This is a genomic window from uncultured Butyricimonas sp., assembly GCF_959596855.1.
Classification (GTDB): domain Bacteria; phylum Bacteroidota; class Bacteroidia; order Bacteroidales; family Marinifilaceae; genus Butyricimonas; species Butyricimonas muris.
This window is the reverse complement of record NZ_CAUFYA010000061.1, coordinates 1-22592: the sequence shown is the minus strand read 5'-3', so window position 1 is coordinate 22592 and position 22592 is coordinate 1. Positions and strand designations below refer to the sequence as shown.

20 protein-coding genes and 1 tRNA gene are annotated in these 22592 nt (G+C 43.9%); 7 read left to right on the top strand and 14 right to left on the bottom strand.

What is annotated here, in order from left to right; translation table 11 throughout:
- Window positions 1–812: sigma 54-interacting transcriptional regulator (locus Q5866_RS18930; RefSeq protein WP_303181864.1), on the top strand; the 812-nt coding region annotated here is incomplete at its 5' end.
- A 99-nt stretch (window positions 813–911) separates the two neighbouring features.
- Here Q5866_RS18930 and Q5866_RS18925 read toward each other — a convergent pair.
- A complete protein-coding gene (locus Q5866_RS18925; RefSeq protein WP_303181862.1) occupies window positions 912–1781 on the bottom strand; it encodes a site-specific integrase in 870 nt (289 codons plus the stop codon).
- 260 nt (window positions 1782–2041) lie between these two features.
- Window positions 2042–2116: transfer RNA gene (locus Q5866_RS18920), tRNA-Val, on the bottom strand.
- 275 nt (window positions 2117–2391) lie between these two features.
- Between Q5866_RS18920 and Q5866_RS18915 the strand changes: the two genes are divergently transcribed.
- A complete protein-coding gene (locus Q5866_RS18915) occupies window positions 2392–3330 on the top strand; it encodes a DUF4595 domain-containing protein (protein ID WP_303181860.1) in 939 nt (312 codons plus the stop codon).
- 54 nt (window positions 3331–3384) lie between these two features.
- On the opposite strand, the gene Q5866_RS18910 is transcribed toward Q5866_RS18915, so the two are convergent.
- Window positions 3385–3801 carry a thioesterase family protein gene (locus Q5866_RS18910; protein ID WP_303181858.1) on the bottom strand — a complete coding sequence of 139 codons (417 nt, stop codon included), beginning with the start codon at window positions 3799–3801 and terminating at the stop codon, window positions 3385–3387.
- A gap of 2 nt (window positions 3802–3803) precedes the next feature.
- Complete coding sequence (locus Q5866_RS18905) at window positions 3804–4439, bottom strand: lactate utilization protein (RefSeq protein WP_303181856.1); 636 nt, start codon at window positions 4437–4439, stop codon at window positions 3804–3806.
- 190 nt (window positions 4440–4629) lie between these two features.
- Here Q5866_RS18905 and Q5866_RS18900 point away from each other — a divergent pair, with 190 nt between their 5' ends.
- Window positions 4630–5766 (top strand): OprO/OprP family phosphate-selective porin, encoded by a 1137-nt coding sequence (locus Q5866_RS18900; protein WP_227216328.1) that lies wholly within the window; start codon window positions 4630–4632, stop codon window positions 5764–5766.
- A gap of 113 nt (window positions 5767–5879) precedes the next feature.
- Window positions 5880–7994: a type IA DNA topoisomerase gene (locus Q5866_RS18895; RefSeq protein ID WP_303181854.1), complete on the top strand. Its 2115-nt coding sequence runs from the start codon at window positions 5880–5882 to the stop codon at window positions 7992–7994.
- Window positions 7995–8215: 221 nt separating this feature from the next.
- Here the strand turns inward: Q5866_RS18895 and Q5866_RS18890 are convergent, their stop codons facing one another.
- Window positions 8216–8584 (bottom strand): YccF domain-containing protein, encoded by a 369-nt coding sequence (locus tag Q5866_RS18890; protein ID WP_099290644.1) that lies wholly within the window; start codon window positions 8582–8584, stop codon window positions 8216–8218.
- A 200-nt stretch (window positions 8585–8784) separates the two neighbouring features.
- Here Q5866_RS18890 and Q5866_RS18885 point away from each other — a divergent pair, with 200 nt between their 5' ends.
- The 3 genes from Q5866_RS18885 to Q5866_RS18875 all read left to right on the top strand — a co-directional run bounded on the left by Q5866_RS18885 (window position 8785) and on the right by Q5866_RS18875 (window position 12370).
- Complete coding sequence (locus tag Q5866_RS18885; RefSeq protein ID WP_227216325.1) at window positions 8785–9138, top strand: co-chaperone YbbN; 354 nt, start codon at window positions 8785–8787, stop codon at window positions 9136–9138.
- A 152-nt stretch (window positions 9139–9290) separates the two neighbouring features.
- Complete coding sequence (locus tag Q5866_RS18880; RefSeq protein WP_099290642.1) at window positions 9291–10943, top strand: SulP family inorganic anion transporter; 1653 nt, start codon at window positions 9291–9293, stop codon at window positions 10941–10943.
- 11 nt (window positions 10944–10954) lie between these two features.
- Complete coding sequence (locus tag Q5866_RS18875) at window positions 10955–12370, top strand: amidophosphoribosyltransferase (RefSeq protein ID WP_227216321.1); 1416 nt, start codon at window positions 10955–10957, stop codon at window positions 12368–12370.
- Window positions 12371–12577: 207 nt separating this feature from the next.
- Here Q5866_RS18875 and Q5866_RS18870 read toward each other — a convergent pair whose 3' ends face one another.
- The 9 genes from Q5866_RS18870 to Q5866_RS18830 form a co-directional block, all read right to left on the bottom strand.
- The gene (locus tag Q5866_RS18870) at window positions 12578–12859 is read right to left on the bottom strand and encodes a hypothetical protein (RefSeq protein WP_303181850.1); all 282 of its coding nucleotides are present in this window, start codon (window positions 12857–12859) and stop codon (window positions 12578–12580) included.
- On the bottom strand, window positions 12860–13411 hold the full coding sequence (locus Q5866_RS18865; protein ID WP_303181848.1) for a TlpA disulfide reductase family protein: 552 nt from the start codon (window positions 13409–13411) through the stop codon (window positions 12860–12862).
- A 24-nt stretch (window positions 13412–13435) separates the two neighbouring features.
- The gene (locus tag Q5866_RS18860; protein WP_303181846.1) at window positions 13436–13981 is read right to left on the bottom strand and encodes a hypothetical protein; all 546 of its coding nucleotides are present in this window, start codon (window positions 13979–13981) and stop codon (window positions 13436–13438) included.
- Window positions 13978–14490, bottom strand: a complete 513-nt coding sequence (locus tag Q5866_RS18855; RefSeq protein WP_227216314.1) for a redoxin domain-containing protein — start codon at window positions 14488–14490, stop codon at window positions 13978–13980. Before Q5866_RS18855 ends, Q5866_RS18860 begins: the two co-directional genes overlap by 4 nt.
- Window positions 14491–14513: 23 nt before the next feature.
- Window positions 14514–15221: a fibrobacter succinogenes major paralogous domain-containing protein gene (locus Q5866_RS18850; RefSeq protein ID WP_099290636.1), complete on the bottom strand. Its 708-nt coding sequence runs from the start codon at window positions 15219–15221 to the stop codon at window positions 14514–14516.
- Between the two features lie 25 nt (window positions 15222–15246).
- Window positions 15247–16155, bottom strand: coding sequence for a hypothetical protein (locus Q5866_RS18845; RefSeq protein WP_303181842.1), 909 nt, complete (start codon window positions 16153–16155; stop codon window positions 15247–15249).
- 2 nt (window positions 16156–16157) lie between these two features.
- Window positions 16158–17693 carry a RagB/SusD family nutrient uptake outer membrane protein gene (locus tag Q5866_RS18840; protein ID WP_303181840.1) on the bottom strand — a complete coding sequence of 512 codons (1536 nt, stop codon included), beginning with the start codon at window positions 17691–17693 and terminating at the stop codon, window positions 16158–16160.
- Window positions 17694–17705: 12 nt separating this feature from the next.
- On the bottom strand, window positions 17706–21254 hold the full coding sequence (locus Q5866_RS18835; protein WP_303181839.1) for a SusC/RagA family TonB-linked outer membrane protein: 3549 nt from the start codon (window positions 21252–21254) through the stop codon (window positions 17706–17708).
- 69 nt (window positions 21255–21323) lie between these two features.
- Window positions 21324–22385, bottom strand: a complete 1062-nt coding sequence (locus tag Q5866_RS18830; RefSeq protein ID WP_303181837.1) for a FecR family protein — start codon at window positions 22383–22385, stop codon at window positions 21324–21326.
- Window positions 22386–22592: the final 207 nt, after the last annotated feature.

Below are 22592 nucleotides of genomic sequence, written 5' to 3'. Positions count from 1 at the left end.
CCCACCATCTGCATGATAAAAGCAAACGTTCCGGCAAGCCATTCGTGGCTGTGGACTGCGGTTCACTCACCAAAGAGCTTGCGCCGTCGGCATTCTTCGGACACGTCAAAGGGGCGTTCACTGGTGCGGACAGTGCCAAGAAAGGTTATTTCCATGAGGCGGAAGGCGGTACGCTGTTTTTGGACGAAGTGGGTAATCTCGCACCGGAAACCCAACAGATGCTTCTGCGTGCCATACAAGAACGGCGATACCGCCCGATAGGAGACAGAGCGGATAAGAGTTTCAATATCCGTATCATTGCCGCTACCAACGAGAATCTGGAAAAGGCGGTCTATGAGAAGCGTTTTCGTCAGGACTTGCTGTACCGTCTGCATGATTTTGAGATAACCGTTCCGCCATTGCGTGACTGTCAGGAGGACATCATGCCGCTGGCGGAGTTTTTTCGTGAGATTGCGAACAATGAACTGGAATGTAATATTATCGGTTTTGACGGGGAAGCCCGGAAGACATTGCTGACCCATGCTTGGCCGGGAAATGTCCGTGAGCTTCGGCAGAAAATCATGGGTGCGGTGTTGCAGGCACAGACAGGACTTGTCACGAAAGAACATCTGGAACTTGCCGTAACAAAACCTAACTCACCTGTCAGCTTCGCCCTGCGCAATGACACAGAGGATAAGGAACGGATTTTACGTGCGTTAAAGCAGGCAAACGGGAACCGCAAGGTTGCCGCTGAACTGCTCGGAATAGGACGTACAACACTGTACAGCAAACTGGAAGAATATGGATTGAAATATAAATTTCAGCAACCATAGTCGGCAATTCACCGGATTTGTATGATTTTGATTATCAGAATTTGGTTAATTCTTAAAATAATATTATCTTCGCATTGAGCTATTTGAAATGATTGGGAATCATGCAAAATGATGAAGATAGGTGGTTTCTAAACCATTACCTATACCTTTATTATTGGTTTGCAATTTATTGATAATCAAGCATACATTAGTTAGTGCAACAAATGTGAAGCAAGCGAAAACGAACATATCCCTGACTTTTTCAAGACGTTCCGAGTAGAATTTTTTTTGCATAATTCTTTTAAGCTCAGCCCATGTTAGACAGGTTCGGTTGGTATGATCGTATTTCAACTTGTGGCGTATAAGTTTGTCCGACACAAGGAAAGAATTTCCCCACGCGTCAGTAATGACTGTTTTTAATTTTTGCACGTACTTTTGTGCTGTGTTATTTTTACACTGGTAATTGGTACAAATGAATAATCTGAATCTTCGTGCGAATCGAACATCTATTTCGTCCAAATACAGATCGTCCCTTTGGTATTTTTCTTTTATAAACTTGCTTAATCTTTCACGGGTGTTGACATATCTGATGCGCGTTTCATCTGTTAGGTCTTCGGCTTTTACTCTTTCGTCTAGCTCGCTGTTGAATTGGTCAAAGTAGGTTAAAATAGAAACGTTTTCTTTGTCTTGAACGTTGCCTTGTAAATAATCGCGTAAGTAGAATGGGTCAACCTTTTTTCTGCGTTCTCGGATTTTTTCGTATGCTTCGGTGATTTCTGTTTCGAGTTTAGATAAAGCAAGGTTTATCCGTGGGATTTCTTTCGATCTTCCCTTACCTCGTTTGGTTTCCTGATCCCAATATTGGGGTTTGATTTTTAACTTCGTGTAAAAGGGGGCTTTTACACCGCAAATAGAAATTCTACAATAAATGGATTTCTCCGCTGAGTCCTCATTTTTGAGGTAAAATAAAATTGAAAATGTGTCCCTCATAACAAAAATTTTTAGTTTGAAAAATACTTGTAATATTTTGTTTATGAGAAAATTAGCTTTGCCAATTTTTGACACCTTTTTGCCAAAGAGTAACCTATTTTTTCAAAATTAGTTAGAGGTTACTTTTTAGGTTACTCCGTTAGTAACGAGATTGGCATTTTAGAGTCGGAAGTAGTCAAAGGGATAAAAGAAAACATCCTGTAAATCTCTAATTTACAGGATGTTTGTCATTTTCTTGTCGCCTCGTGGCGTTCAATGGGTGGGCGCTGAGGGATTCGAACCCCCGACCCTCTGGGTGTAAACCAGATGCTCTGAACCAGCTGAGCTAAGCGCCCGTGTTGCTTGATTGCGGATGCAAATGTAGTGCATTTTTTGAATACTGCAAAAGATTCGAAATATTTTTTTCAAGAAAAATAATAAAGATAATTTTTTAGGAATAGGGTATGAATATGCTGTTTGGAGCATAAAGTAGCAGAAATACGAGAATTGTCCGATAATTTAAAAAATATGAATTAATATATTAAAAAACAAATTTAAGGACTTGATTTTTTTTGTGAGCTTGATTAATTTTGCGAACTGATTATTTTATAATTCTTAAACGAAAAGAAAGATGAAAAATTTGTTATGGGCAATAATAGCCATGGTAATGTGCTTATTTGCAGCTTGTAGTGACGATGATGATGACAAAACTCCGCAAGGGCCGACGATGACATACGCCGGGAAATTACCTTCCAAAGTCGGGAATTACTCTTTCGTGTATGATGACAACGGTCGCTGTATTCAAGTTAAGAACGGTTCTTCTGTGTATGGAGAGATTGATTATGACAAGGGGATTTTAATCTCTGATGACGAGGAGGCTAAAGTGTCGTTTACCGGCAAGGGATATATCAAAAGTATTAAAGCATCATGGGATTATAAGGAAGGGGATGATAGTTATAAAGGAAGTGGAGAGATTTCTTTTTCTTATAACGGAGATGGTCAGCTAATATCTTATTCGGAATCTTCTAGCGAGAGTGGCAAGGAAGACGGGGAAAGTTTTTCTTATAAGGGAACCTATAAAGCTACCTACACGTGGAAAAATGGAAACTTGGTTAAGGTTGTGACCGAGGAGATGGATACAGAGGATGGTGAAAAGTCGGAATCTGGTTCCACTTGCACGATTGATTATGGCGACCAGAAAAATGAACTGGGACAATACACGGTGGGACAAGCAGACGTTCTTGACATGGAGGATGCGGATATTTTCGCGTATGTCGGAATGCTGGGAAAGGCATCGTCTTATTTCCCGGTTTCATACACGGAGGAGTGGTACGAGAAAGATTCGGATGGATACGAAAACGAGGGGACGGATGACAGTAATATGACATACTCTTTCAATTCAGATGGGACCATTGCAACGGAGTATGTCAATGGAAGATCATATAATTATTCTTATATCACCTATGATGAAGATGATTCTTTAGGACGGTCTTCAGTGTTCGAGGATAATTCTGATGCCAAGAGTTTGAATTTCCGTTCATTCTTTATGCGTCACCGTGGTAGAAAGTAGTTTTTAGAAATTTTGGAAACGAGTATCCATTTTTGAACGTGGATACTCGTTTTTTTATTCTTGTTTCTTTTTTACTTTGTCGATAAATATCGTGTCGAAAAGTTCTCCGCGGGTGAGTTTGCCGTTTTGAAGGCAAATGGCTTCAATTCGTCCTTTTGCGCACAGCGTTTGTTCCGGGAGCTTGTAGATGTCTTCAAAGAATACCAGTTTGACTCCTTCCCTTTCGTAGGCGACTTTCACGACAAAACGGTCACTGCCCCGAAGCGGGTGTTTGTAGGAGATGTCTATACGGGCGACCATGACGTCGATGCCTTGGTCGTGTAGGGCGGAAAAGCTGGTTCCGGTGGTTTCCAAAAATTCATGACGGGCATGCTCCATGTAGTGCTGGTAGTTGGAATTATTTACCACGCCTTGCAGGTCGCACTCGTAGTCCCGTACTTTCATTTCTATTTCAAATTCAAATTCTCTCATGATTATAAGCCTAACGATTCGTTGATAAGAATGATTTTTACCCGTTTCCGCGGGAATGATTTCTCTGTAATGGTCCACGTGTTGCATATCCGGTCGGCACTCTGGCAATTCATGCATGTTTTGGTTTGCTGGCAAGGAGTATGCAGGTTCGTGTGACGGATGGCGTTCAATGGTGCTGCCACGGTGCGGACGCGTTCCATGGCTTGCTCGATGTTCTCGACAATTTTGTCGGTACCGATAAAAAGAGCGACGTGCTCGGGTCCGAAAGTGAGTCCCGCTACCCGGTTGCCTACCATGTCGATATTGACAAGTTGTCCTTGTCGCGTGAGGGCGTTCGTGCCCGTGAGGAACAGGTCGGCGTGGAGGGCTTGGCGACGCCAGTAAGTTTTTTGCGCCCGACTGTATCCTTCTTGAAAGGTGCGGATGAGGATGCATTCGGGATTATTGGCTATCTCGTCCAAAACGCCGGTGGCTTTCATGGTCATGGAATCTCCCCACGACACGGTGGCGGGGCGTATTTTCTCGAAAATCTCCTTGAAGAAAATTTCTTTTGCTTCTTCCCGGTTTTCGGCGTAATAAACCTCGAAATGGTTGCTTTCCAAGGCTTTTATCGTGCGGGTTATGATTTCTTTTTCCATAGAGTCGTTTTTTTTATTGTTTTCGCCCGTGGAGCTTTTACTCAAGATGTTACAAGATGTAATGCAACTTTATTGTATGCCGGACACGTTATCGTGTTTGAGGTAACAAAGATAGTGAATCGTTGATTTTTTTGTATTTTCGCGAGAGATATTCTGTTCTGAAATGAATTATTAATCAATTAAAACCTTGATGATGAGGAAAGTGTTTTTGCTTTTACTTTTGGTGGCTTGTTACACGGGAGTTTTCGCGCAGTTGGCGTTGAAGTCTGAGAAAGGGGATTTTGAGGCACGTTTGATTGGTCGGGCGTTGTTTGACGGGGGAGTGTTTTTTAGTGATAAGACCTCGTTGGGAAATGCCGCGGAGGTGTATGATTTGAGGCTGGGGACGGTGGTGCGTTTCCTTGAGCGTTGGACGGGGAAGATTGAAGTGGGATTTGCCAAGAGCAAAGTATCCATGAAAGATATTTTTATAGAATACCGTGACGGGAAGAATCTGTTCCGGGTGGGACATTTTTTTGAACCTTACTCGTTGGAGTACCGCATCGGGAGTTCGGATATGAAGTTCAACGGGGCGGCTGTGACCGGAATCGCTTTCGGCGACCGTCGTAAGTTGGGAGCGAGTTACACGTACAATGTCGACCTCTTGAATATTTCTGCCGGGGTATTTAGCGATAAAGATGTGGATAACACGGAGAAAGGTGACGAGGGATATGCTTTGTCGGGGCGGGTGCTGTATCGTCCTTATCTGAATGGCGAAGACGTGATGCATATCGGGTTTTCTTCCCGGTTTAGCGCGTTGGGGGACGCGGAGGAGAGTAAGGTGGTGTATTCTGCCGGGGCTCCTTCCAATTTGATTCCGGAGAAGTTTTTGCGTGCCGACGTGACGGATGCTATCAATGAATGGCGGTTCGGCGCGGAGGTTGTCATGGTGCTTGATAAATGGTACGTGCAGAGCGAATACTTGTTGGCTCACGTGAATCGTCGGGCTGCAGTGGAGAATTATAATGGCGACGGTTGGTACGCGCAGGTCGGTTACGCTTTGTTGAACGGGCGTTACGCTTATAATAAGGAGAGTGGTATGGCGGTTGCCCCGGGAGAAAAGTGCTTGGAGCTTTTGTGTCGTTATAATATCACGAATATGAACGATAAAGATGCCGGAATCATGGGGGGCAAGCAAAATGACTTGTCTGTCGGTGGTATTTATTATTTTAATAAATACGTTTCGGCAAAGATGAGTTATAGTCTGGTGAGTTTGGATAAACATGCTCAAGAGGGAGGGAAACAGACGTTTAGTATGATTCAAGGGAGAATACAGTTGAGCTTCTAAACAATTGAAAGTTGAAAATTGAAAATTGAAAATGAAGGGATTGCTTCGGGCGGCAAGGGGAGTAGTGTTGGAATGTGGGGTGAAATCTAAAATCTAAAATCTAAAATTATTCGATGCGTGTTTGTATAGCGGAAAAGCCGAGTGTGGCGAAAGAGATTGCGGAGGTGTTGGGAGCCAAAGTGCGTCGGAATGGTTATTTCGAGGGGAATGACTATTGCGTGACGTGGACATTCGGGCATCTTTGTTCGTTACAGGAACCGCACGAGTACACGGAAAAGTGGAAGTTCTGGAATTTGTCGGTACTGCCGATGATTCCGTCCTCGTTTCGAATCAAGTTGATTGATGACGAGGGGATTAAACGGCAATTTGCTGTTATCGAGGAGTTGTTCAATCGGGCGGAGATGGTGATAAATTGCGGTGATGCCGGACAGGAGGGAGAGTTGATACAGCGGTGGGTGATGACAAAGGCGAAGTGCAAGGCTCCGGTGAAACGGTTGTGGATTTCGTCGTTGACGGAAGAGGCAATCAAGGAGGGGTTTGATAAGTTGATGGATGCGAAGGATTTTGACACGTTGTACGCGGCGGGTTCGGCAAGGGCTATCGGCGATTGGTTGTTGGGAATGAATGCCACGCGGGCATACACGTTGCGTTACGGTAACGGGAAAAACGTGTTGTCAATCGGGCGGGTACAGACGCCCACGTTGGCGTTGCTCGTGGACAGGCAAAAGGCGATAGAGCAGTTCAAGCCCGAAACTTACTGGGAGGTGCGGACGGATTACCGGGGTGGTTGGTTTTCTTACACGAAAGGACGTTTCACGGTGAAGGAGGAGGCGGAAGGCTTCACGCAGGAGATTACGCCCTTGGAGTTGGAAATCAAGAGCTCGGAACGCAAAAAGGCGATGGAGCATCCCCCGAAATTGTTCGACTTGACATTGTTGCAGGTGGAGTGTAACCGGAAGTTTGCTTTCTCGGCAGACACGACGTTGAAGGTGATACAGTCGCTTTACGAGAAAAAGTTGACGACTTATCCCCGCGTGGACACGAATTTTTTACCGAATGATATATACCCGAAGGCACCGGGAATACTGAAAGGGTTAAAACCTTACGCGACGTTGGTTGACGCCGTGTTGAACGGGGGAAAGTTGCGAAAATCGGCGAAGGTATTTAACGATAAGAAAATCACGGACCACCACGCTATCATTCCTACCGGGGTGTTCAGTTATGACATGACGCCCGACGAGAAGCGGGTGTACGATTTGGTAGCCCGACGTTTTATCGCGGTGTTCTACCCGGATTGCGAGATTGCCAATACAACGGTGATGGCGCAAGTGGGTGAGCATGAATTTAAGGCGACCGGGAAACAGATTATTAATCCTGCATGGCGGGTGGTGTTCCCGGCGGCATCCAACAAACAGAGTGACGAGAACGTGCTGCCCGTGTACGAGGTGGGGGAGAGAGGACCGCATACGCCGGAGTTGCAGGAGAAAGAAACGCAGCCGCCGAAGTATTACACGGAGGCAGATTTGTTGCGTGCCATGGAAACTGCCGGGAAACAGGTGGAGGACGAGGAATTGCGGGACTTGATGAAAGAGAACGGGATTGGTCGACCATCTACGCGGGCGGGTATTATAGAGACGTTGTTAAAGCGGGGGTATATTCGCAAGGATAAGAAGCGACTGGTGGCGACGTCAACGGGAGTGGAGTTGATTGACACGATACAGAATGATTTGTTGAAGTCGGCGGAATTGACGGGACAGTGGGAGAAGAAGTTGCGGATGATAGAGGACGGGACTTATCAGATTGCTGATTTTATGGAGGAGTTGAAGGTGATGGTGAATGAGCTGGTACATGTTGTCAAATGTTCGCCCCGGAAGGCAATCACGGTGGAGGTGACCGAGGAAGTGAAAAATGAGGAACCGAAAAAGGAGAAAACTCCCCGGAAGAAAAAGGAGCCCGCGGAGCCTGTCGTGCTGAAATGCCCGAAGTGCGGGAACGGCGACGTAATCAAGGGACGGACTGCTTGGGGGTGTAGTTTGTACCGGAAGTCATGTGATTTTCTTGTTCCCATGGAATTTTTTGGGAAAAAATTAACACAGAAGCAAGTCGAGGCGTTGGTGTTAAAGTCTAAAACGAGTGTGTTGACCGGTTTTAAAAACGAGGATGGCAGTACGTTTAGCGGTGTTTTGCGTTTGGACGACAGTTGCAAGGTGGTCGTGGATAAGAAATAGGGTGTATTAAATCTATCTTAAATCCTTTTTCCAAGGACGTGTTATCGGTTTTTATTCTTTAGATTTGTGAAACGATAAAACAAAGGAAGAAAACAATGAGATGGAAATCATGTTGTTTTCATGATATTGAATCACTAAATCGTGAATCACAGAACGTGTAAATCCCTGTCGCTTGGCGACATTTTTAGATGAGCGGACCTTAGGGATGTGGTCCGCTTTTCTTATTCCACGTCATGGCCGAAGGGTGTCAGGGCTAGTCCGGCGAGTTTAAAATGCTGCATGCCGAAGGGGATGCCGATGATGGTGATGCAGAAGATTACCCCGAAGAGTATGTGCGACAGGAATATCCATATCCCGCCGATAAAGAACCAGATGACATTCATCAAAAAGGACAGACAACCGCTGCTTTGTGGAATATCGACAACCTTGCTGCCGAACGGCCATAGTGCCAACACGCCGAGTTTTAAGGTTTGCAACCCGAAAGGGATACCTATAATAGTGATGAATAGTCCCACGCTGGAAACGAAGTATTCAATGGCGATGAATAGTCCGCCGAAGACTACCCAGATAATATTTCCTAAGATTTTCATGTTTATTGTATTAATATTTAAATAGCCTCACCAAAGATACGATAAAGAAAACAAAAAGGAAAATAATGTCGTAAGAATATGGAGTTTATAAGGTTCATAAGGTTTGTAAGGTTCATAAAGTGGATGAGCTACCAAACAAATGTTTTTCGGAAAGAGCTTTATAAACTTTATGGACTTTATGAACTTTATAAACTGATTATATGATTGAGCATTTGACCAAGGATAGCTTTAAACAGAAAGTGTTTGACTACCAAGATAGCGGGAGATATAAGTTTGAGGGGGAGCGTCCTGCATTGATAGATTTTTACGCGAACTGGAGCGGTACGTGTAAGACCATTGCCCCGATTCTGGAGGAGTTGAAGCGGGAGTACGAGGGGAAGATTGATATTTATAAGGTGGATAGTGAAGTGGAACGGGAACTGGCACGGGCGTTTCGGGTACATAGTATTCCTACCTTGCTGTTCGTGCCCATGCTGGGGCAGCCGCAATTGGGACGGGGGGCTCTGTCGAAAGGAGAATTGATGAAGTACGTGAAGGAAGTTTTTAACGTGTAAGCGTTTGTCTTCGGCAAGTTGCCGGTTGCAAGTTGGCAGGTTACAGGTTGTTTGACTGTGCGGAACCTGCGGGGATGTTTTTCATTTTCACATTTTTTCATTTTACCATTTATATTATTACCTTTGCGGCTTGTTTTTAACAAGGTAGCATTATGGAAAAGGTGTTCAGTCCGAAGCTGTTCGGTTTAATTAAAGATGGTACCGTGAAGAAGAATCTTTCTAAGGATATTCTCGCGGGAGTAGTAGTGGGAATCGTGGCGATTCCGTTGGCAATTGCGTTTGCCGTGGCTTCCGGGGTATCTCCGGAGAAAGGTATTATAACGGCTATCGTTGCCGGTTTTTTGATTTCGTTGCTGGGAGGAAGCCGGGTACAAATCGGTGGTCCCACGGGTGCTTTTATTGTTATTGTTTACGGGATTATCCAACAGTATGGGATTGACGGTATGATTATCGCCACGATATTGGCGGGGGTGATTATGATTGGATTCGGGTTGTTACGGTTGGGTACGTTGCTGAAATTTATCCCGCATCCCTTGATTGTCGGTTTTACTTCAGGAATCGCATTGGTGATTTTCTCGACGCAGATATCCAACGCCTTGGGGTTGACGATTGCGGATTTACCGAGTAGTTTTATCGGGAAATGGGGAGCTTATTTCAGTAATATCAACACGGTGAATTGGTATGCCGTGGGAATCACGGTCGTGACAATATTGATTACCGTGTATATGCCGAAGATTACATCACGGGTACCGGGTTCTTTCGTGGCGATATTGGTTATTACTCCTCTTGCTATGTTTTTGCCGGAGAATTCTGTGACGACTATCGGGTCGTTGTTCGGGGAGATTAAGTGTAATTTCGCTCCGACTTTTCCGACGATAGATTGGGGGAATTTGTCTTATTACCTGCAACCGGCACTGACGATTGCCATACTGGGCTCGATTGAGTCGTTGCTGTCCGCCGTGGTGGCTGACGGTATGATTAGTGGGCGTCATCGTTCCAACACGGAGTTGATAGCGCAAGGTATTGCCAATATAGCCTCTCCTTTGTTCGGGGGAATCCCTGCCACGGGAGCTATTGCCCGTACGGCAACTAACGTGAAGAACGGGGGACGTACCCCGGTGGCGGGAATGACGCATGCCGTGGTTTTGTTGTTGATTATGTTGTTTTTCGGGAAATGGGCTTCTTTGATTCCCATGTCCTGTTTGGCGGGTATTTTAATCGTGGTTTCTTATAACATGAGTGAATGGCGGTCGTTCCGTTCCATATTACGGGCTTCGGTGTTCGACGTGGTGATTTTGCTGGTGACATTCTTCTTGACCGTGTTGGTCGATTTGACCGTGGCTATCGAGATAGGGGTTGTGCTGGCGGCACTCTTGTTCATGAAGCGTATGGCGGATAATGCACCGAAAGAGATTACCGGGGCTACCAATCTGGACCAGGATATCTCCGAGAATTACAAGGATTTGCCGAAAGGTTTGGGTATATACGAGATTAGCGGGCCGTTTTTCTTCGGTTCGGCTAAGACTTATTGCGAAACAATTCGTAACTTGGGCGTGAATTATAGTGTGTTGATTATCCGTATGCGGCACGTGCCGTTCGTGGATTCCACCGGGCTGAAAAACCTGAAAGAAACCATTCTCCAGTTGACAAAGGAGAACACGAGAATCGTGTTGTCGGGAGTAAGTGAACCGGTGAAGAAGGATTTGTTGAAAGGCGGAATCGGCGAACTTGTCGGGGTCGGGAATATTTACCCGAAGTTCGATATGGCTTTGAGTGCGGCAAAGGAGATGGTCGAGAATAATTAAAAAGATAATATATGAGCGGATTTTTTGGCTGTGTATCTCGTAAGGATTGTGTGGCAGATGTGTTTTATGGTACGGACTACCATTCTCACTTGGGAACGAAACGTGCCGGTATGGCTTTTTATAACGGGGTGGATTTTAATCGTTCTATCCATAGTTTGGAGAGTGCTTATTTCCGGAATAAGTTCGAGCCGGAGTTGGACAGGTTTTCGGGTTCTACGTTGGGTATCGGGATTATCAGCGATATGGAGTCGCAGCCAATCACGGTGACCTCGCATTTGGGACGTTTCGCGGTTGTGGTCGTGGGGCGTTTGGATAATCTGGACGAGATAGTGGCTCGTTTTTTGGAAGAGCGGAAGCATTTTGCCGAGTTGTCCAGTTCCACGGTGAACCCGACAGAGGCGGTCGCTATGTTGATTAATTCCGGTAATACTTTTAGGGAAGGTATCGAGAACGTGTACAATACGGTCAAGGGGTCGTGTTCTTTTTTGGTATTGACGGAAACCGGGATTTATGCCGCTCGCGATAAATATGGCAGGACGCCCATCGTGTTGGGGAAAAATGAATTCGGGTACGTGGTGGCAAGCGAAAGTTCATCGTTCACGAATCTCGGCTATTCTATCGTGCGTGATTTGGGACCGCGGGAGGCTTTGCATATCACTCGCGACGGGATTACGCGGATTACCGAGCCGGGGTGCAAGAAACAGATTTGTTCCTTTTTGTGGGTGTATTACGGTTACCCGTCCTCTTATTACGAGGGGATAAACGTGGAGGATGCCCGTTACCGTTGCGGTGCGGCTATTGCCGCGAATGACGACGTGGAGGTGGATTACGCTGCCGGGATTCCGGATTCGGGCGTGGGACACGCTATCGGTTATTCCAATGCCCGTCATATCCCGTATAAACGACCTTTCGTGAAGTACACGCCCACGTGGCCGCGTAGTTTTATGCCGCAAAATCAAGCGATGCGTGATTTGGTGGCGAAAATGAAACTGTTGCCGAACGAGGCGTTCACTCGTGATGCAAAGATTTTATTCTTGGATGATTCGATTGTCCGGGGTACGCAGTTGAAGGATAACGTGGTGAAATTGCGGGAATGCGGGGTGAAGGAAGTGCATATGCGTATTGCTTGCCCGCCGTTGGTGTACCCTTGCGTGTTTTTGAATTTCTCTTCTTCCCGTTCGAATTTTGATTTGTTTACCCGTCGGGTGATTCGGGATTTAGAGGGTACGTCCGATTTGACGGAAGAGATTTTAAAACCGTACACGGACCCCGATTCGGAGAAGTACAAGAAGATGCTGGAGGTGATGGCTCAGCATTTGCAATTGGATTCGCTGAAATTCCAACGCTTGGAGGATATCGTGAAGGCTATCGGGTTGCCGAAGGAAGAGCTTTGCACGCATTGTTGGGATAATTCTTCTTATATGTAAGATAAAGGGGAGGTGTGTCAAAACACACCTCTAGTCTATAAAGTCCATAAAGTCGAGCCTTCGGCTCCTAAGGTCCATAAAGTCCATGATTTAATGATGCGATAATATTTAGCGTAATGATGTATAAACCACCCGAGCGTTTGACCTTACGACATTATGGACTTTCAGACCTTATGGACGAGAGGGTGTGTCAAAACACCCTCTTTTCTATTTGATTATTCCATCGGAATAACATTCTTTATTTATTTCGATGAGCCATTCCCTTACTTCCCCGGCTTCGATTGCGGGTAATATTTCGGAAACTTCTTCCCAATCAAAATGAGTGATATAAAGGATTCTGTCGTGCTCGTCCACGCCGGCAACGTATATTCCGTCTTCACTTCCTTCTCCCCCGATATAGGCATCGTACGCCAGAGTTTTCATTGCTTCCAAAACAGCCTGTATGCATATTTGCCGTGCTTCCTCGAAATTTTCAACCGTGAGTTCCATTTATTTTTTCTTGTATTTAGCGATGATTTCTTTAATCACTTTTTCTGTCAGTGCTCCTTCACCACGTTCCCCGTGAGGGTTGCCTTGCCAGCGTACAATTCCTTCCGGGTCTATGATGATTACCATGGGAATGCTTTCACCTCCATATCGACCGAAGAGTTCGCACTTGGGGTCAGTGGCTTGATAAAATTCTATAGGCGTGTATTTTTCATTCCTTTCTTTTTTTATTTTTTCAAGTTGTTTGACTCCTTTTTCCAAGCTAGCTTTAGACTGTAAGGCGATGGCAATGAAAACAGCCTCTTTTTTGAATATTTTGGCGAATTCATTCATGTGTGGGGTAAACTTCACGCAGGGACCGCAACCGGTGGACCAAAAGTCAAGAATGATGAATTTGCCCGTTGTATCGGGCTTTTCGGTTAACCATTCTTTGACTTGTAATGCGGGAGCTTTTTTTCCTAACATAGGTTTGTCCCAGTCAAATTCCTCTTTCTCTTGGGAAAAAGAGGATGTGATAGCGAAAAAGGCGGATAAAAATAGTAATAATTTTTTCATGTTTAAATCTTTATAAATAATGAATTATGATTTCTTGGATTTGCGTGACTTTTTCTTCTGTTGGTAGTCTTTGAAGAATTGTTCCAGCTTCTCCTCTGTCAAGTTGAATATATTCTTTTCCCCTTGACCTTCTTTGAGCACATAGCCTTCCCATACAACGGTTCCTTCCGGGTCAATCAAGTAGCTCGTGGGCCAGCCTTCGAGTTTAAATATATTGTCAATTGTGGCCAAATCGACAATACCGCTATAGTATTGGATGTACGGATCGACCATTAATTTGACGAGGTTTGCTTCTTCACAGGTTAACCCGATCACTTGAAGTTGTTTCTTGTATTTTTTAGCCAGATGATTCTGATAGGGAACCGTGCGGTGTGTTACGGGATAAGCCATGATACACCAGAAATCAACGAGGATGAATTTCCCTTTTAATTTCGGTTGCTTGCTAATCCATTCTTTCACGGTTAAATCCGGAAAATGTTTACCTATAAAGGAAGGTTGTTGCTTCCCTTGTGCTTGAATCCCGAATCTGAATAAACACAGCAATAAGCTGGCGATAAGTACTTTCTTCATTTTTTCTTATAGTGTTTTTTGATTAATTTTTTCAAGAATTTCTCCGTGATGGTTTCTCCTTTCAGCAAGGGGAAGCCTTCATAAATCACTTTTCCCCGGGGATCAAGAATGTAACAGTAGCCGGGGATTTTGATTTTGAAGTTCTTCACGGCTTCCGGGGCGTAAGCGTAAGGAAATTCTAATGCCGGTTCGATGTCTGAAATGAATTCGGGTGCATCATCCGATAAACCGATAATATTCAATTTATCCCCAAATTCTTTCGCGAATTTGTTGAAACGAGGAATGTCAATGTAAGCGGCTGTCGGATTAGAGGTAGACCAAAAATATAGTAATGTTAATTTTTTGTCACTCTTTTTGCTCTCCCGGTTGATCCATTTTTGTACAGGGTACTCCGGAGCCATTTTTCCTAAAAGAGTTGGGGGACGCAAAGCATCAACACTTTCTTGTTCTTGGGCGGAGCATAGGGCTGCGAATAGTAGCCCGACAAGTAATAACCAAATTTTCATCATTCTAGTATTCATTTATTTGTTTGTTATTTAGCATCCCGTACAAAGCGTACGGAAAGCATTTTACCTTTATCGATAGTGAGCCGCGCTATTTTACCGGAATTGTAACTTATCTGGCGGCAATAATGGAGATTGCTCTCTTCTGCTTCCGGGGTTGCCGTCCAGTAAAAGCCATATACATAAGTGAAATAAAAACCGTCATTATCTCCCATGCCTCCGGTACGCAGGTTTATCATGGAGCCTTCTTCTTCTTGTAATAGTGTACCGACTGGATTTCCTCTCCAATCGGTTGCGTTTAAATCGGTATTTGACATTCCCATTGCTTTTTCCAATGATTGCCAGTCTTCATCCGTCGGGATGCGCCAGCCTTCCGGACAGAGGATGGATGCTTTTTCGTAGGTATAAAGGCACCCGAATGTTTCGTAATTTTGTTTTTTCTCGATTTCCATATCAATGGGATTTCTGTCGGGGTCATGACTTATTTCGCATCCGTTTGACGTCGACCATCGGTCTACACTGATGTCAATATTTAAGTTGGTTGTCATCCACTCCAAATTGCCATAGCGTACCCACGGGAATTCAATTTCTAATTCCTCGTCTTCATACTCGACTACGCCTTTGAACACTCCCTGTGCTTCCGGTTCGATTACCGGTATTTGATTATCGTCATCGTCCGAGCAAGCCCAGCTTAAGGTCAATAAACCGATGACAATGGCTATAAATCGTCTTTTCATATATGTCTTTGTATAAATGTTTAATTTAAAAATTGAAACCACCTTCAATCAAAAGTTGTTTGAGCATATCATACTTTTTAATTACCAAGGGGTAGTCGCCATACTCGGCTTTAAAGTCTTCTTCGGATCCCTCGAGAATAGCCGTTAGATATATATCTAAATCAGAATCCATACTATCCACTTCAAAAAATTCGTACCCGTCATAATAAAAGGATAAAATTCCTGTTGCCATAATAAACTCTTCCTCACTCCAGAAGTCATACTGGTAATCATAGAAATATTTGCCATAATACTCTTTGCCGGGAGCGTAGAATTCTTGTAATTTATCTCCTGTCAAATATTGGTTTAGGGTTGATTTGACTATTTCTTGGGCAAATTCTTCCGGTTCTTCCTGTAACAGCGATATCGAAATCGCTAAAGCCCGGGGACCGAAATAGAAGTCTTGTTCTGATCCTGAATCCCAGAAACCATCGGTATCTCCTTCTTCAATCCAATACGTGTAGGAGGAGAAGTTATCTATCAACAAGAAAGAATAGGGATAATAGTTCTTGTTCAAGACTGGTAAAATATATTTTTTGACTAATTCAACAGCCTCTTTTTGTTTTTCGTAACCCGATAGATTCGTGAATGAGAATACCCATTCTGCAGAACTGTTTACACCATACGATAAGTCTATTAATTCTGTGTTATATAATGGATTACCATACACGTCAGTGCCGATATATTCATGTTTCAGCGTGTCCGAGAATAATAGATAACATCCTGTTTCCTCGTGAAATTTTTGACGTAATTCCGATGTGGGGTCTGTGGCTCCTTCTGCCGGGGCGAATAAGTTCGGGAGCGGGGCGTTAGGTTGCAGGCTATCTTCTTTTTCGCACGAAAAACAGCTTAACAAGATAATTCCGTAAAGGATATATGTTTGTAACTTTTTCATGATTATAGATAAAATTGGTTTATGGATATATGGGTTCTTTCGTTTCTTGGGTTAGGAGTCAATTCTTCGAACTGAATTACCTCGTAAGGAATTTGTAGTGTCCACGACGGGTCGCCGGCTTTGAGTTCGTATGTGTACATCGTTGATAGAGTATTCCAGTTGCCCCATTCCGTGTAGGTGTTACGAATGGCTCCGGTGAAAGTTTTTTTCTCGCTCACGGTATATCGGCGAAGGTCAAACCAACGATGTCCCTCGAAGCATAATTCCCGCCGTCTTTCTGTACGAATTTCTTCTATCAAGTCCTCGCCGGACAAAGTTGTTGCGTCGAATGAATTCATTTCAAGGCGGTGTTCACGCAAGTGGTCTAAAGCCTCGCGGGCTGCAGTTTCGTTGTTCCCTCCCATGCATGCGTATGCTTCTGCTAAATTCAACCAAGCCTCAGCGGTTCTGAACAAGAAATTATCCGATACATTGGCCGTGTATTGGTTTTCCTTTCTCACGTATTTGTTACAATACCAATATAAGTCACTCCAATTTTCTTCATTGTTGCAAACAAAATGTTCTTTACGCAAGTCACCCTCTTTATAGCATGCTTTCAAATCTTCAGAGGCGCTAAGTCCTTTTTGTGCGGTTGTAATTATTGCTTGTATACCATTTCCTCCCATGGAAAAGATGGTTTCGGGGGAGCTTGCCTCGGCAAAAGCTTTTGAACCGTCAAATGTGTTCAAATCAATTAAATCCGATTGTAAATCCAGACATAATTGAGCGTATTTGGCGGCTTCTGCCCAGTTTTGCATATAAAGATATACCCGGCTTTGCAACAGACGTACGGTTGTCAGGTTAGCCCGGTAGATGGATTTGCGGGCGATGCCTTCCAAGTTAGTTGCCGCTTGTTCCAAATCTTGAATGATTAGGGAATACACGGTTGCCAATGATTCACGAGGGAACATTTTATCTTCAATCACGGGACTGGTTTTCACGGGTACCCCTAAAGCGGTTGCCGCATTGGCAGGCTGATACGGTTGTCCGTACAAGTTCACAAGGGTGAAATAGTAAGCTGCCCGTAAGAAATAGGCTTCCCCGCGAATACGGGCCACGGCTTGTTTGTCCTCGTCTGTTTCCGCAGATTGTTTATTAATCTCGAAAAGTATCATGTTGGCAGTGTTGATATGTTTATATAATTTGTTCCAGTCTGTATCTTCTGCTTTTGTTGTCAATTTATCCGGGTTTAATCCGATCCGGTATTGCCAAGTAATGTATCCGAAAAATTGTTTTTGGAATAAAGAATAACTGGTTTGCCAATTAACGCTTTCGGTATTTTCTTGGGTTTCATCTGCCATCATATGGATGTACGGGTAATAAACCTTGTCTAAATTCATGTCATAATATTCGGTTGCCATGTAAGTTTCCCCGATCAATAACTCGTCCAAATCCGAGTAACCTCGCACGTAAGCTTGGTCCAATGAATACTCTTTCAAAAAATCCGAACAGGAAGTGAACAGTAACCAAAGCAAGCCTGTTAAATAAATATATTTCATAATCTACTTTTTTTAAAATGAAACACTAAGACTTAATGACCAAGTCGGACGTTCTGACAATTGTGTTTCAGAGAATCCGCTCTGGATAGGAGTTTGTCCTTTCAATTTCTTTGATTTGATGTCAAATAAGTTGGTCGTGGATAACGAGGCGGAGAGCATGGATATTCCCCACTTCTCTAATTTTTCTATCGGGAAATCATAGGTGAAACTCATGTTCGAGCATTTTAAATAGTTGCCGCTCACTACCCGATGATCCGAATTGTCATACATGGTCCATGCATTTTCAGCGATGATCTGAATGTTTTGATCTTGTAGGCCCAATGACCAATGTTGCGCGTATGCTCGACTTTCTGCGTCAGAACCATTAATGATATTCGGGATATTCGTGTGTTTTTCATCACCCGGGGTACGCCAACGGTCAACCATTTCATAATTCACATTTCTTTCCGGGTCGAAATTCAAACCTTCGGGATATAAACCGAATAACCTGATCTTGGAGCCTAAACTGTAATTGAGGATAAAGCTCAGGCGGAAACTCTTGTAGCGCAATGTATTTGTTAGACTACCTTGTACTTGCGGGTCCCGTTGTCCGGAAGGTGTCAATACCATCGTGTACGTGTCGTATTTATTCAAGCCCACGAGTTCTTGTTTACGGTCTTGCATATCGTCGAAAACGGGTCCCCCGTTACGCGGGTTCAAACCGATGAATTTGTATGACCAGAAAGTTCCTACTGCGTGACCTTTCGTCAAGGCATTACCGGTTAGGAAGTCGTTTAGTTCGTATTCATTATCTCCCGGCAGGGTGTTCATTTCATTATACACTTTAGAGTAGGAAGCCGAGAGAGTCCATCGGAAATTGTCGTTGGAAATAGGGCTTACCGTGGCATCAATGCTGAATCCTTGGTTGTCAATGGTACCGGAATTAATCACGTATTCGCCGCGTCCGTTCACGCTTGAAATCTTTTTGGTCAAAAAGGCATCTTTCGTGTGCTTGTAATAATAGGAAGCATTCATTTGGACGGCATTTTTGAATAAAGCAAAGTCTAAACCGACATTGAAAGAACTTGTGCGTTCCCAACGTAAGTCCGGGTTTGGATAAACTGATACGTTCGATTCTAATTCATTGTAATGCGTGTTGAAGGGCAGTTTCTTTAGAATCATTTCCGGGGATTGACCGCTCAGCATGTTTCCTTGGTAACCGTAAGAAAGTCGTAAGGCCAAGTTGTTCACCCACGGGTTGTCCATATTGGTGTGTTCTGAAATATTGTAAGAACCGGAAACTGACCACACGGGAAGTAATTTTTCATTGCTTCTGCTTCCGAATTGATTGGAGCCATCAATACGCGTGTTGGCATTTAACGTGAAATAATTCTTGTAGCTATATGATACGGAGAGATATCCGGAAATCATGTTTGTTAGATTGTCTGACACGCTTGGCAAGTTGTTTTGCAGCCATGACTTGTAATGCGTGAAGTCGTCTAAATTTATGGCTGTAAATTGTTTTCCTCTATCATTGTAATAACCCCTGTCCGTGCGATCGAATCCTGCATATTTGGAGGAACTGACCTCGTATCCTAAGTTGGCGGTGATATTGTGTTGGTCGTCAGTCCCGAAATATTTACTAATGTCTGCTTGCAAACGTCCCGTGTAAGAGTTATTGCGCGTGTATGCTTTTTTTAATTCTCCCCCGTAAGGCATTTCGTTCATGATATTTGGGTCTTTACTGGAAATTTCTCCGTATTCCGATTTGCGCAAAGAAGCCGCATACCAAGTTTGTTCACCCAAGTAACTCTCCTGTTCCGTGTTGGAAGTAGAGTAAGAGAATATGGCTTGGAATGACAACCAGTTGGTTGCTTTGTAGCGTAAGTTTGCCGTCAACGTGATGGCCGAGTTATCCTGTCGGGAATAGCTATTATCCAGTTCGTTCAGGATATTGTAGTTATATAATTGTTGATAAGCATATTGACGTTTGTAATAGATATACCTTCCTTGATTGTCTAAGGCTGGGATAGCACGGCTCGTGGTGTAAGCGTAGTCGATGGGATTAACACTCTCCTCGCTATATTCCCTTTTCCCGACATTCGCGTTTAAGTTAAGGCTGGCTGTCACTTTGGGTGATATGGTGGCATCCACGTTCAAGGCGGCGGTGTAGCGTTCGTTGTTATTTCCTTTTATGACATCGTTGTCGATGGCGTACCCGATGGACGAGTAATAACGGATTTCCTCGCTTCCGCCGGAGATGCTGACCGTGTGCTGGTGGGAAAATGCATCCTCTGTTAATAAATCAAACCAGTCGGTATTCATGTTTTCCAGTTTGGCAACCTCGTTCGTGAATTGGTCGTGAGTGATGGTGCCGTTGTATAAATTGTTCACGAGTCCCTCGTATCCGATTAAATTGACGTCCGTGGAATATACATGGTGTTTTTCAACCAAGTCTTTAGAGAATTCCACCCGTTGTTTGGAGTTCATCAAATGAATATTGCGGTCAGTGTACCGGGGACGACGACGGTAGGTGGCGGAGAAATCGTAGTTCACCACGGGACGTCCTACTTGACCTTTTTTCGTGGTAATCACGATTACCCCGTTTGCCGCTTTCACCCCGTAGATAGCCGTGGCGGAAGCATCTTTCAATATGTCGATACGGTCGATATCCCGGGGATTCAGTCCGGCGATGGCGTTACCGATGCGGTTGATATAATCCGGGTCGTTCAACTCTTCCGGGGCAATGGGCACCGGGTCTTGCACGATGATTCCATCCACTACCCATAGCGGTTCGCGGTTACCCACGAGCGTGGAGGTTCCTCTGATACGGATTTTCGGAACGACACCTACTTCCCCGGAGTTTGTCATCATCATCATGTCCGGCACACGCCCTTGGAGCATTTGGTCGATAGACATGGCTCCGGCAATCATCACGTCCTTGGCTTTCACGCTCGAGATAGCGCTGGTCAGTTTTTTCTTGTCGATTACTTGGTAACCGGTGATGACAACCTCATCCATCTCGTTTACATCCATTTTCATCACGACATTCGTTACCTCTTTGGTGGCTGTGATCTCTTGGGTTTTCATCCCGATAAACGAGAAAATGAGTTGCACGCCTAATTTCGGAACTACTAGCGAATAGTTACCATTTGCGTCTGTGGCGGATCCGGTTGTTGTTCCTTTTACTAAAATAGTCACCCCCGGTAATGGTACTCCCTTTTCATCCTTTACCGTTCCGGTTATTTTCTTACTTGTAACGGAAGGACGGGCGGCAATCACTATCGAGTTTTTTTCCAGCGTGTAGGAATATTTGTCTGCTAAAATGAATTGCAATGTTTCGTCCAGCGTCATTTGCAAACGCGGCAGATGTACCATTTTCTGTGCGTCGAACTGGTTTTCGTTATAGAATACGTCACATTTTAATTGTGTTGAAATTTCATCGAAAACTTGTTCAACAGTCATTTGTTGGCTTTTGAAATTTAGCTTGTCGCTTGGAGAGAGCGTACTTGCTTGTAGCGGGAGTATGCATAGAAGTACTACCACTATAACCATAGCTGTTTTGAGATACTTTTTTTTCATTAATCTATTACTGTTTAAATGAATAAATATATATATTGCACACTTTCTTGTCGGTTATTTATGACTAGGTTACCGTTTACGGATGGTGATAACATTATCTTTTATTTCAAAGCGAATGACTTTGGTTTCTTCCAGAAGAAATAGGGTTTCTTTTAGAGAACGGTCTTTGTCAATGACGCCTCTGAATTTCAAATCTTTGCAGTCTTCATCTTGATATATGAAAGTGAAATCGTACCATCGTTCCAATTTCCGGGTAATATCTTCCATGCGGCAGTCTTTGAAATGAAGTTTTCCGTGTAACCAAGAGGTGTGTAATTTCACGTCCACTCGTTTTATTTCGGTTATACCTGTTGAATTGTTCGCGATGTATTGTTCTGATGGGTGTAACACGTGCAATTTACCGTTATCCGATACGGATACTTTCCCCTCGACCAATGTGGTACTCCAGTTCGGGTCGTCGGAATATGAACTGATATTGAATTTTGTCCCCAGTACGGTGATTTGTCGGTTCCCGGTGATGACTTTAAATGGAGCTTTTTCGTTTTTTGTAACCTCGAAATAAGCTTCTCCATCCAAGTACACGGTTCGGTCGTCCGCGGCAAATTGTACCGGGAATTGTAGAACGGACTCGGAATTGACAGCGACAAAAGTACCGTCCGGCAATTCAAACGAGAAATCAGCTCCTTTAGGTACGGCTAAACGATTATAGCGAATTTCAAAAGAGTCTAGTCTTGAAACTTCGTTGCTTCGGTAAGTTAATTGGTTATTGACGCTATCCCGAGTGATGGATATTCCTAATTCTTCTTCGTGCAAATCATTTACGTCATCTAAATCAACTTTTTTCCCGTTGGCTAAGGTTAATTCCACTTTAGTTTTTGGGGAGGGCTGTTGTGATTCATTCTGCACGAGAGATATGGTGGTTTGGTGGTCTAATAGGTTGTTTACGAGTAGAATACCACCTAGGATAATTGAGGCACATGCCGCGTATCCCGACCACAAGAGGAAGATAGAATGTCTTTTCTTGTGAAAACTTCTCGCTTGTACTTTCTTCCAGCCGGCATCCTCGTCATATATCTTTTTTTTCTTCGAGTTGCACACTCTTTGTATCAGATAATCTAATTCGTTTTTCATGGCTTTATTTTTATGTCATCGAGGTCCACAATTACCCGAAAAGGGTGATTGAAAAAATGAAAAAAATGAGCTGGAATGAAAAAATATATTCGATGGTGGAATTAATGTGCTAAGGAAGAATAGGTAAATGCTTAATTTTTAATAAATAAGATAATGTAGTTTCCTGAAATTGGTTTACTCGATTTGATATTCAATAAATTAAAAAAT